4 protein-coding genes are annotated in these 12988 nt (G+C 40.2%); all 4 read right to left on the minus strand.

Going from position 1 to position 12988, the window contains the following annotated elements; genetic code table 11:
• Positions 1 to 38: 38 nt before the first annotated feature.
• The 4 genes from CBR65_RS03425 to CBR65_RS03440 all read right to left on the minus strand — a co-directional run bounded on the left by CBR65_RS03425 (position 39) and on the right by CBR65_RS03440 (position 12970).
• Positions 39 to 953, minus strand: a complete 915-nt coding sequence (locus CBR65_RS03425; RefSeq protein ID WP_087465548.1) for a TauD/TfdA family dioxygenase — start codon at positions 951 to 953, stop codon at positions 39 to 41.
• A 124-nt stretch (positions 954 to 1077) separates the two neighbouring features.
• Complete coding sequence (locus tag CBR65_RS03430) at positions 1078 to 5418, minus strand: non-ribosomal peptide synthetase (protein WP_087465549.1); 4341 nt, start codon at positions 5416 to 5418, stop codon at positions 1078 to 1080.
• A gap of 88 nt (positions 5419 to 5506) precedes the next feature.
• Positions 5507 to 6910: an MFS transporter gene (locus tag CBR65_RS03435; RefSeq protein WP_087465550.1), complete on the minus strand. Its 1404-nt coding sequence runs from the start codon at positions 6908 to 6910 to the stop codon at positions 5507 to 5509.
• 360 nt (positions 6911 to 7270) lie between these two features.
• Positions 7271 to 12970: a non-ribosomal peptide synthetase gene (locus CBR65_RS03440; RefSeq protein WP_087465551.1), complete on the minus strand. Its 5700-nt coding sequence runs from the start codon at positions 12968 to 12970 to the stop codon at positions 7271 to 7273.
• Positions 12971 to 12988: the final 18 nt, after the last annotated feature.

Here is a 12988-nt window from a genome sequence, read left to right on the forward strand (position 1 = left end):
CGTAAAATTAAAAGTTATAAATCAAACAAAACCATTTACTATGCCATAGCCACCCTGATCTTCCTCTCTCCTTCAAATGGCATCCGCCCATGCGCACAGAGCATATTATCTATCATCAATATGTCCCCTTTCTGCCATTTGAAAATCCTCTTATTACTGTCTATAACTCGATTTACACGAGCAATCGTATCGTCTTCAATTGGCGTACCATCACCATAGAATACGTTACGCGGTAAGCCATTTTCACCATACATTTTTAATAAGGGAACCCTGAACCTGGGAGGCATATTTGACACGTGGAACAAGTGCGCTTGATTAAACCATACCATTTCGTTGGTTATCGGATGCACGACAACAGCAGGACAATATTGTCTGGTTTGCAACTCTTTTTCTGATTTCCATATAAATTCAATATTATTTGCAATACAGTATTGCTCAACATCACTTTTGTTGATGGTCTGAAAGCAATCCTGCCACGGCACATCGACACCCTCGCGGAAGTTTCTGACATAAAGCAAACCTCGGTCCTTGAACTCATGTTTAATGTCCTCTGGCATTTGCTGGTAGATATCGCGACTATCCGCAATGGGAGTTTCACCACCAACCTCAGCTGCGACTTCACAAAAAAACCAGAGATTTTTTGGCCACTTATTGGTGTACGCCATTTCATTATGAAGAACAATTTCTTGGTCCGCAGGATATTCAGTAGAGGTATAAACTCCATGCGCCACTGGCTTCCTTGGAGTAGAACCATAATTATAATCAAGCAACTCCGAAGCGAAAAAATTCACAAAAACCATAAATTCATCGACTGTTCTCACATCATAGCCTCTAACAAGAACTGCTCCTGATTTATAAAGATGTTCCTGAGTAGTGGTTTTAATTGCCGTTTGATCATTTTTAATTTTCTTCTCAAATCCAGCTTCAATTATGTAAGGAGTAATATTGGTCATAAATTTGCAAAATAATATTTAATATCTATGGTTGATATATGCAAAGAACGTCATTCTATGCTCCGCAGGCCATTTATAAACTGTTTAATGAATAAATCGCCTTTTTTTCACATACTGGAAACCTTCAGACAATATCTTTATTTAATTCTCTACTAAAAATATCGCCTATCTCATAGACATTCAGTAGTTCAACAAGAATGTGATGATGAGTGGTATTGATGTTATAGCGAACTATGGGCTTTCTAGATAGCGATTGAGCATTTTCCAGTTTGTTCTTCAGGCGTGTAACTTCGCAATCCATGGCACAAAAATAATGAATCTGCTCTACTTGAGCTGTTGGTCTATGAACCAAATTAGCCAAGCTCGTAACCATGTGAAAACGATCCGACCATTTCATTTTACCGCTTCGGATTTCCGCATCATTCAGGGTACTTTCCATTTGTGCAGAGATATCGCTTCCTTCCAGACCAGTAACCATTTTTCGCTCCAAATCACCCAATTTGCTTAAATCAGGATCAATCAGGCGCGCAAAAATCGAGTCCAGAAACCCTAAAAACTGAACTTTTTCGCCTCGAGCCTCTAGCATGACCGCCATTTCATAAGCAATACATCCTCCAATGGAGGCGCCGGCCATAAAATAAGGCCCTTTTGGCTGAACCTTTAATAACTCTTGTAAATAGAGATTTGCCAACTCCTCGACGGTCGAAAATTTTGGCTTGGTGCCCCTTGCTATGCTGGGGTCCTGGAAGCCATAAATGCCGCCATCAAAATCGAGATGATCCATCAACATATCGTAACAAGTGAGAACACCTAACGGTGAAATCAATATAAGATTACGATCATTTTTAGGCTTTTTAAGTTGTACCAAGCAGTTTTTGGAGTTCTTTTTAATTAAAATAGACTCGTCTTCACCAACATTTTTTATTTCAGTATCGATCAGAGTCTCGTATAGTTCATCTGGAATCTCGAATAACTCAGCTTTTTGCTGGTTTTCACCCAGCTGCTTGTATATTTCATATGCCACTGACCGACCAATAGCGTAACCACCAAGCAAATATGTTCCCTCCGCCTGGAACATACGAACTTCGTGCATATAAAAAGCAGTCATACCGAGAACTGTTTTAGCGTAGGTTTTCTTATCCATTTTGCTTAACACAATATCAGGTATTTGAAAACCGTATACGGATCCATCAAAATCCAAATTTTTCCTCAGCTCCTCGATAACATAATAATTTTTTCTCGGTAGAATGAAAAACAAGCTTTTGGGTACATCGGATTTTCTGATAAGGACCATATTAGGGCCCAGTCCAAGTGCATTAGCCTCAGCTCTTTTAACTTCAATAACGTCAGCAAAGCCACCTAATGTAGGGTTATTGAATACATCATCAATGGTTAACTGACATGAAAATATTTGTCGGCACTTGTTAATCAAATACACTGTGGCCAGCGAATGACCGCCAAGATCAAAAAAATTATCATTCAATCCAATTTTTTCTATATTAAGCTGGGATTTCCAAAGTTCTGCAATTTTAATCTGGGCTTCCGTCTCCGGGGGAATATAGGCTTTGCCATTATCTTTTAAAGACGCGGTTTTGTTTAATTCTTTACGATCTACTTTTCCATTAATGGTCCTTGGAAAGCTTTTATAAAAGCAAATGAGGTTAGGGATCATGTACCCGGGAATTACTTTTTGTAAGCTTGCAAGTATATGATGTTCAAAATCTTTTGTTTGCACTGGCGAGGCGACATGGGCAATCAGTCGAGCCGGGTCAACATTATTATCGTAAGTTACTAACGCTTCCTGGATATCAGGAATTGCGAGCAAACACCGTTCAATTTCCGCTAACTCTACACGATAACCGCGAATTTTTACCTGGAAATCCGCCCGCCCCAAAAACTCAATGCTACCATCTTCATTAAAACGAGCCAGATCTCCGGTTTTGTATAAACGCTCGCCCTCCCTTTTTGCAAATGGATTGGGAACAAAACGTTCAGCCGTTATCCCAGCCTGATTCCAATATCCATGGGCCAAGCCTTGACCACCGATATAAAGCTCTCCTATTTCGCCAATGGAAGCTACGTCGCCACTTGAACCAAGAATATAAGTCTGGACATTATTAATTGGCTTACCGATGGGCAAACTTATGTAGTCATTGGTTTCATCCAATTTGTGACATGTTGCACCGACGGTAGTCTCTGTCGGGCCGTAGTGGTTGATAACCCGACATTCTGCAGCCAAATCCTTAATCTTCCTGATCAACCCCGCATCGGTAGATTCCCCACCCAGAATTAGACAAACCCGCGGAAGAATTCTCCTGGGATTTTCGACTGTCAATAAGGCGGACAAATGTGAAGGCACTATTTTCAAACAATCCAATGGACGCCTGGCAAGGCTTTCCGCGAGGAGCTCTGCATCCATTGACACGTTTTTTGAGAAAATTCTCAAAACACGACCGGAACACAAAGCGCCAAATAGCGCAGTGTTTCCCAGATCTGATGCAAAAGCAGAAAACGCGGCAATCTCCGCGCTGGCGTCGAGATCGAGCAGGGACAATACACCATTAACGTAATTACTTAAGGCTCGATGAGAAACCGCAACACCTTTTGGATTCCCCGTGGATCCCGATGTATAAATTATATACACGACCTGGTTAATCGATACGTTCAAATTGAGATTGGAGTCATTGAAATGATCGTACTTAAAGTCATTCAGATCGAATTTCAACTTGGACGTCTTTATATCCCTCAATGAATCAACCAACTCCGTCTGCACAATAATGATCTTCAAGTCAGCGCTTGTGGCTATATAGTTCACCCTATCCACGGGAAAACTAGGATCGATGGGAACATAAGCGGCTCCGATTTTACTTATCGCTAGCATCCCTACAACCATATCCGCCGACGGCTGGAACAAAATGCCGATGTTATCGCCGCTCTTTATACCTAAAGACATTAGGTGGCGAGCCATTTTATTGGCCATTGTATTTAGCTCAAGGTAACTGAGCTCAACATTTTCATCAGCAACCGCCGTGCTGGCAGGCGCTAAATCGGCATACTTTTCAATGTATTGATGGATTAATGAAAACCCATCTTCATCAACATATAAATTATTAAATTTTGTAATAATTTTTTCTTTTTCTTGGTCGCTAGCCAATTGTAGTTTTTTTACTTCCAGATTCGGATACTTTAGAACATGGGATAACAACGTTTGGAATTGATCCGAAAGTACCTCCATCCTTATCTTTGAGAACTGGTTGGAATCGTATTCCAAATCGAAAATCAACTTGCCCTTACATTCCAAACAGGACAGCTTAACCTCAAAGGGCTCTAAAATGGAGCGTATATTTTCAAGTTCAAATATAGTGCCATTAATTTCATATACGGATTCCACCACCCTATAGTCAAACCCAACTGGATATTTAATAACTTGAATTAAATCAGAATCACTTTGCTCCGCCCAGTTATAAAACTCAAGGAATTCCTGGTACCCTTTAAGTATCTGATGATTCTTCTCGACCTGTTTTATATAAGATGTGCCGTCTAAAATTTGAGTAGAAACAGGTAAAATTTTATCTAATAACCCTACCGCGCTGGCAAGCTCTTCAAATTTTCGTCCATTAAAATTGGTGCCAATAACAGCGCTGTCGCTATTAGTCAACCGTGATATTAAAAGTTGCCAACAGGTGAATACACAGTCCTGAACAGATACGCCTGTTGATTCGGATAAGCGCTTAAGCTCCTCATAAACGCCGTCCTTACTATGCAAGGTATAAAACTCAGGTGAAAATTTTTGTTCTGCCGCGTTTCGCTTGCATGGAATACTAGCGCTGTAAAAATCATTAATATTTTGTTGGGCCCAAAAGCTGGCACTGGCCTCATCCACTGAATCCAGAATATCGGTAAGCCATTGCGCCACATCAGCATACTGAATGGCGTCTTCATCCTTTTCCATCTTTTGTGGAAGGTGCCGATAAGCTTTTACGATTTCATCCACAATTAGCGCTGCGGATGATGCATCAGCACATATTGATGGCATTGACACCAATAATTTATATTCCTTATCTGAGAATTTTAATAATACAGGATATAAAAAAGGCCCCTCTTTTAAATCATATTTCCTGGATAAGCAGGCACTGGTTATTTCTTTAATGGCATCTGTTCTTTCCGACAGATCCAGCGCCGAAACATCCTGAATATCTAATTTTGGGCTAACAGAATTGGTAATAATCTGGAATGGGAAAAAGACACCTTTAACTCTTTGGTATATAGACCTTAAAATCTCATGCTGCTCAACAAGCGAGGAGAATGCCAGTTCAAGCTTTGGAATGTCCAAGAATCCATTGATGTTTACAGTAAACTGCACAACGTTGATGTTGTTATAAGAGTCAACCAGCCAAGCTCTTTTTTGTTGAGGTGATAATGCAAAGGCATTGCTCTGATCAAAAGATACTTCTTTGCTTTCCATCGAGATCCCTACTTTTAATTTATGTTTTAAGTCCTGTTAGGATGATGTTACTTTTTAATCTCTTAACAAGTCAAAAGGAATTACTTTTCTATACAACATTATTAATCGATACTACGTTTTTGGGTTTTGATAATTTATTCCAGCCTATATATATTGTGGTATGCAAGATAATTAATAAACCCGCCAATATAAATAACAAACCAATCCCTCTGCCGTCGCCCGACGGTATAATACCCCCAAGATACCGGGAAAATATCCCTCCGTCCTTCATTCCTGGTTCGAATATATAATCCGCCATCAACGGCGCAAGTATTATCGCGCAAGGCATAACAAAGTTATCAATTTGCCGCTTTGCCGCAAAAACACGACCTTGAACTTCGCGCTCTACAGACGACTGCCAAATCGTCTGGGCACACGCTTGAATAACGGGAATGGCAAAGGAGAAAAAGAACGAGGCAACCGCTAACAGAACAAAAGATGTTCCAAGGCCACATAGTATTGAACTAAATCCAATCATATAAGTAAAACCAACAACCGCGTCCATTTTCCTTTCCGGCCCGCCCCAATAACTCATAAATATCGCACCTGACAACCCGCCGATACCGGCAATACTTACTAGCATACCCAGTTCGGTAGGATTCGAAACTATTAACACCAGGGGTCGAAACAACACATAAATGAAACCAGTAGCAAATCCCGCCATAGCTAAAAAAACCAGCAACTGTTTTAGCTCGTAACGTTGAAATATGTAAGCGAAACCAAACCTGGTTTCATCCACAAGCAGCTGAAAAGAGAATCGCTTTTTGCGTAGACTTTCAGAATTAACCGAAGGCACCTTGACAACTAAAAGACATGCCATACCCAACAAAAAGGTCATAAGGTCAATTAATATAACCCATTGCAAACCAAATTTATCCATTAATAACATAGATAAAAGAGGGACAATAATCGCCCCGCCCTGTAACGCGATTTGCATCATCCCATTTGCTTTTGCCAGATACTCTTTAGGTACCAGCAAGCTGGTAGTGGCACTGTGCGCCAACTGCTGAAATGTACCCCAGCACGCAGCCAGGGCTGCAATAACATAAATATGCCATACATCCAGCAAATTTTTATAAATCAAATATAAAACAATCAGGGTTCCCAAAGTATTAGCCACATCACTCCACAACATAATCGACTTTCTGTTATAGCGATCTACAACAATGCCAGCCAAGGGTGAGAGAAAAATGGAAGGAATGAATTGAATAACCAGGCTCAAACCAAATGCGGTGGCAGAGCCAGTCTTTTGCAAGATCCAAATGCTAAGGGCGAAACCCGTTGTCAATGAGCCCAATGTTGATATCGATTGCCCACAAAGCAGGATCGAAAAATCCTTTAAATCCCTAGTTTTGGTCAATTTATATTTTCCCTTATCGAACGTAGATAACTTATTATTCAGGTTGGCAGTAGCTCCGCTAACCATGCCAGTCGCAACTATAATATGCAACATGTATATAGTGCAATAAGTGTTAAAGCAATAAACAACCCGATTGAAACCTTTCACTTTAAAGTTGAAATTTCTTGACTTTATTTACTCAACAAACCCGCACGAAATCATCAATCTTTTACGTCATTTAAAACAGAACTAACGGAATCTAACCAGCGGTCGATAAATTATCTAATCGATGAGTCTCAGACTATTGATTAGTCGGGTTTTTTATAGATTATCTATTGTGATAAATGTACAGCAAATCATTACTAATTCGATAATCAAGCGCAGAACTTGTTTTTTTGGCACATGAGGAGTCGCTACGCCAAGGCTTATCATGCGGCACATTTTTGATAATGTTGCTTTTGATGGTGCAGAATCTCACACATCCGTTTCTTTTATTTCATTACCAATTGCAACAACAATTTTTCTTTCACCTTTAAATGGCAATCTTGCGTGCGCCGTTAGCATATTATCCAAAAGGATAATATCGCTTTCATTCCAGATATGCTTGTAACAATGCTCGTCCATAACAGCAACAATTTCCTCAATAATAGAGTTCTCAATCACCGAACCATCGCCGAAATAGACATTTCGGGGGAAGTCATTTTCACTGAATTGTGCGCGGAGTCCATCATAGGTGTCCCGATCCAGGCAGGCCACATGAAATAACAACACCTGATTGAAAAATAACATATCACCGGTTTTCGGATGCTTTCTGATAGCATTACAAAGCTTACGTGTTTCAAGCGTATCCTTTTCTTTCCATTTATAAGTCATACCAGACAGGCGACACTGTTCCTCCACCTCACCCCGGGTTTGGCAGTTAAAAAACTGCTGCCAACTGACATCGATCTTATCAATAAAATTTCTTGTATATAGAACTTTCTTCTCCTCAAATATTTTTATAATCTTTGGATCAAGTTCGTTATATATCTTTCTGCAATCCACGATAGCAGTTTCGCCCCCCGCATGCGCAGCTTTAACGCAAGAAAACATTATTTTTCCTGGCCACTTATCAAGATGAGAGCTTTCGTTATGGAAGTGAATTGTTTTACTTTCGGGATATGGAGTGGATTTGTATATGTAATCGGTATCGCCAGCTTTAGGCAGATCCCCATAATTTCCCATCAATGTGTTACCACTGAGCTCCCCTGCAATATCATGGAATTCAGCGCCGGGCTTAAACTCAAAACCTCTAAACAAGATTCCGCCGTGCCCAATTAGTTTTTCATTAATGTAGCTCTGGTTATCTGCTGCCCACTCCTTCAAATTTACTCCCTTCATTGCAGGGGTAACCACCAATGGGAGCTTTTGGTCCGGAGAAACCAATTTTTCACTTATGAGCTCTGTATCGGAGATAGAAATCGCTTTTCTTTTGGTTTTTATAAGACTGCTAAGTTTATTTCTTTTGGCTTCTTGTTTACTTTCTTCGTTCGCTTTAATTTCTTCTTCTGATAGCATTTTAATATCCTTTATTTTAATCATGGAATTTTCAACCACTTCTTCCAGGATGTTCACATAGTGCGTCGACATTTTTTCTATGGTGGCGCTTGTAAATAAACTGGAATTAAAAATTAACAACCCCTGAGCATAATCATCAATTTCCCCAACCATCATTGTTAGATCAAACTTTGTTTCTTGATCCTCAATGTCCTTAAGTTCCAAAGCCTGAATATCCAATCCAGGGACATCAAAATCTTTATTGGGAATGTTCTGTAAAACAAATAAATGTTGAAATATTGGAGAATAACCACTTTTTCTTTCAAAATTAACAGAACGCACAATCGATGAGAAAGGGATATTTATATTCTCAAAAGATTCCCGCAAAATTTTTGCTTCGGAAATCAAAAATTCTTCAAAAGAACTATCAGGATCTATTATCGATCGCAAAGCCAATTGATTTACAAAAAAGCCAATCATATTCTCCAATTCGAAGCTACTTCGATTCGCAACAGTGGTTCCTACTGTCACATCCCTCTGATCAGAGTAGCGCGACAACAACAATTTAAAGCAGAGCAATAACACATTAAATAACGTTACGCCATTATTGCGACATATCCCTTCCAAGCCGCTTTTCACCTCTTGGGAAATATTAAATGTATAAACCTCCCTGGTATTATTATTGGATCCTTCCCTGGGAAAATCAGATTTTACATTTAATAACGAAGGCAAACCATCCAGGCGTGATTTCCAAAAATTAATTTCTCTCGATTGAAATTCGTTATCAAACCTGGCGCGCTCCCATATTGCATAATCAGCATACTGAACTGTCAAATCCGGAATGGATGGTTTTTTCCCGGATAATTTTGCATCATAGAATTTGAAGAAGTCATTGAACAACACTCTTTGCGACCAACCATCGGAAATTATATGGTGTATGCAGCTGATTAGCGCGCTTCTTTGATCTTCCATTTGTAATAAGACCACCCTGAACAGCGGTCCAACTTCAAGATTCAAATTCTCAAAAATTCCTTTTTGCAAATAATTTTTCAATATTGCTTCTTTTTCGGTGGAAGCCGTTGAACGTAAGTCCAATATCTCCAATCTGGATATAAGCTTATCGGCATGAATCATCTGCCGTATATTATTGTCCACCTGCATGAAAGTGGTCCTAAGCACCTCATGTCGCTGGATAACCTCATGAAAACTTTGTTCGAATACCTCGATATTTAGCTTTCCCCTTATTTCCAATGCGGAGGGCATGTAATAAGCGGTACTTTCCTTATCTCGCTGATAAAGAAACCATAATCGTTCCTGGGCCAGGGAAATAGGAATTCCATTCGACCTATCTTGCGCAGTCAATTTCAAGGAATCGTGCCTATCGAACCTGGAATCTAAAAATTCTGCGAGTTGTTGTAATGTGGGATTCGATATTAAATTAGAAACCGGAAATTCGATTTTGAATGTTTCAGATATCCGGAAAACGACCAGGACCGCCAATAGGGAATGGCCACCCAACTTAAAGAAGTCATCCGTCCGGGCAACGCTATTAACATTCAGTTCTTCTTCCCAGATTTTCGCTATTATTATTTCAGTCGGAGTTACAGGAACTTCAAATAATTTTTGTGGTTTGTTTTCTATTTTTACCAACGCAGCCAAATCTATCTTTCCATTCACCATTCTGGGAATTTCTTCGATAAAATTGATAATGGCGGGGATCATATAGGCTGGCAGTTGATCAGATAACAGATTCCGGATCCGGATTTCATTTTCCTCGGCTCCCACGATGAATGCGATAAGAGCTCCCGTTCCCCCGTTCTTTTTATCAACTATTACCGCTGCATCTTTCACCAGGTTGGTTTTTTTGAATGCACACTCAATCTCACCTAATTCAATCCTGTATCCATTTACTTTTGCTTGATTATCTGCACGACCTAGAAAATAGATATTCCCGTCATTGGAATAGCGTGCCCGGTCACCGGTTTTATAGAGTCGCGCACCATTACTTGAGCTAAAATGATCGGGTATGAATTTTTCCGCGGTCATGCCAGGTCGCATCCAATAACCCCGGGATAAATTATCGCCCGCGATGTAAAGATCTCCAGCAACCCCCACCGCGACAGGATTCAGTTCTTCGTCCAAAATGTAGATCCTGGTATTTCCAATCGGTCTACCTATAGGAAGACTGCCTTGGGGAAGCAGGCTATGGCCTTCAGATGAAAATGGAACTTCGTAGGTGATGACACCAACTGTGGTTTCAGTTGGACCGTAATGATTTATTATTCTGATACTCGGGTTTATGGCCCTAACCTGATTTATCACTTCACTACGCAGTATTTCGCCTCCAAATATCAAACACTCATTCGGCAATCGAATTTCATTATCGACCGAGAGTAGCGCTGAGAGATGTGAAGGTACTATTTTCAACGCGTCAATAGGCCTATCCAACAGGATCGCTTTTAGTTCTTGCGCATTTAAATGTGAGGTTTCCGGAATTATTCGCAATGACCTTCCAGTGCATAGAGAACCAAAAATAGCTGTATAGCCAAGGTCCGCGGCGATTGATGACATTGAAGCCATTGCAGCATTGGCTGACAATGACAAACGATTATGTACGGCATGAATATAATTGTTAATTGAATGGTGCTCTACGCAAACTCCCTTCGGAGTACCTGTAGAACCGGAGGTGTAAACCATATAGGCCATACGATGGGGAAAGCTATCCAGCGCCGGATTTTCCATTGAGTAGCCAGAGAGGTTTAACCCATCAAGGTTCAAAAACTCTATATCCTTAACATCTGTGCTTTCAATACATTCTTGAGAGGAGATGACAAATTTAATGCCTGCATCATCGCAGATGGACTTTATTCTTGATACTGGAAACTTTATATCAATTGGCACATATGCTGCGCCGGATTTCATAATACCCAGCATGCTTGTGATTGTTTGCAACGAGTAGGGAAGTAAAATTCCAATCCTTGTTTCATAAGCCACACCCCGATCAATAAGTAAGTTAGCTATTTGATTCGCTCTACTATTAATCTCGGCGTAAGAATATTCTTCATTACCGTCAATAACGGCTACTTTACCAGGGGCATTTGCAGCAACACGTTCAAATAGCTCGTTAACACAGATCGGGGCGGGATAGCTAACTTCTGTCTTGTTCCAGTCATGCACAATTTTTGAATATTCCATTTCACCAGAAAGTTGGAAACTGGAAATTTTCTTCTCCGGATTGTCAACAATTTGGCCCAATATGTTGTTAAAGTAACGAACAACGTTCTCCATTGTATCTCTGTTAAACAGATCTGTGCTGTATTGCAAAGACCCATGTAACTCCTGATTATATTCCGACATTGAAAGCAATAGATCCATCTTGGCAGGCACAAAATCCAGCCGCATGGGTTCAACTTGTACATTTGGAAGGTTTAGCTCTGTACTGGGAATATTGTTCAATACAAACCGTAACTGTGTAATCGGCGCGTAGCCCAATGTACGCTCTACTTTAAGATATTCCACAACTTGTTCGAACGGTATATCCTGATTTTTATAGGCATCCAGGGTTGTCGCTTTTACACTCGATAACAACTCGCGAAATGACATTGATGCGGTAATTTTTGAACGCAGTGCCAGACTATTAACAAATAACCCAATCAAACTTTCAAGTTCTTTAAAGGGTCTATTTGCAATAGTGGTGCCTATAGCCACGTCATTAACACCGGCGTAGCGAAATACAAATAATTTAAATGCTGTCAACAGCATTACAAATAATGTGCAGCTCTCTGAACGGCAAAGTTTTTTTAACTTTTGTGAAATTTCTTCAGATACTGAAAACCCAACCTCAGCACCATTGCTGCTCAATACCGAAGGCCTTGGCTTATCAGTGGGGAAATCAATTAAAGGGGGCAGCCCGTCGAGAGCCTTTCCCCAATAAGCCTGCTGCTTGGTTATTTTATCTTTATCAAGCTCTTCCAGTTGCCAAAAAGCATAATCGCCGTATTGGATGGGCAAATCTTCCAGCGATGATTTTTTTTGATTAACGAATTCGTCATAAAAGTGCACGAACTCATTAACGATGATGCCGAGTGACCAGCCGTCGCTTACTATGTGGTGAACTGTGAGAATCAGTACATGTTCGCCGTCGTTCAATTTGATTAACTTAACACGTAGGACATCGCCTTTTTTCAAGTCAAAAACCTTGGTTGTTTCATCCTTGATGCCTGATTTGACTTTTAGAAGCTTATCATCCTCCCTCACGTCGCTAAAATCTATAAATGAAAAATTAAGACCGCTGGATTCATTTACAAATCGAAACGGTTTTCCTTCGACTAACTTATAAGCGCTTCTTAGTATGTTATGCCTGGATACTATTTTTTCCAAGCTATAGGTCAATGCCGATACATTCAGGTTTCCCCGGAGTTTTAGCACCGAGCTGGTGTTATAGGTTGCCGACCCCGATTCCAGTTGCTCGATAAACCATAACCTTTGCTCCGCAAATGATAAAGGGATATGTTCCTTTACGTTCTTTGCAGAAATAGTTTGTTTGATACTGACAGCAGATTTATCTTTAAGCATTTTTTCAAGAAGCGCTCTTTTTTCCGGAGACAGCTCTTGCAATCGTTTCAGTTTATCGCTCATTTCCTTTCCTTTGATTTA

The sequence above is a fragment of the Cellvibrio sp. PSBB006 genome (assembly GCF_002162135.1).
Classification (GTDB): Bacteria; Pseudomonadota; Gammaproteobacteria; order Pseudomonadales; family Cellvibrionaceae; genus Cellvibrio.

Bases quoted from the DNA above. Each gene is read 5' to 3' on its own strand.
- CBR65_RS03435 (WP_087465550.1), bottom strand. From the start codon at position 6,910: ATGTTGCATATTATAGTTGCGACTGGCATGGTTAGCGGAGCTACTGCC.
- CBR65_RS03430 (WP_087465549.1), bottom strand. From the start codon at position 5,418: ATGGAAAGCAAAGAAGTATCTTTTGATCAGAGCAATGCCTTTGCATTA.
- CBR65_RS03440 (WP_087465551.1), bottom strand. From the start codon at position 12,970: ATGAGCGATAAACTGAAACGATTGCAAGAGCTGTCTCCGGAAAAAAGA.
- CBR65_RS03425 (WP_087465548.1), bottom strand. From the start codon at position 953: ATGACCAATATTACTCCTTACATAATTGAAGCTGGATTTGAGAAGAAA.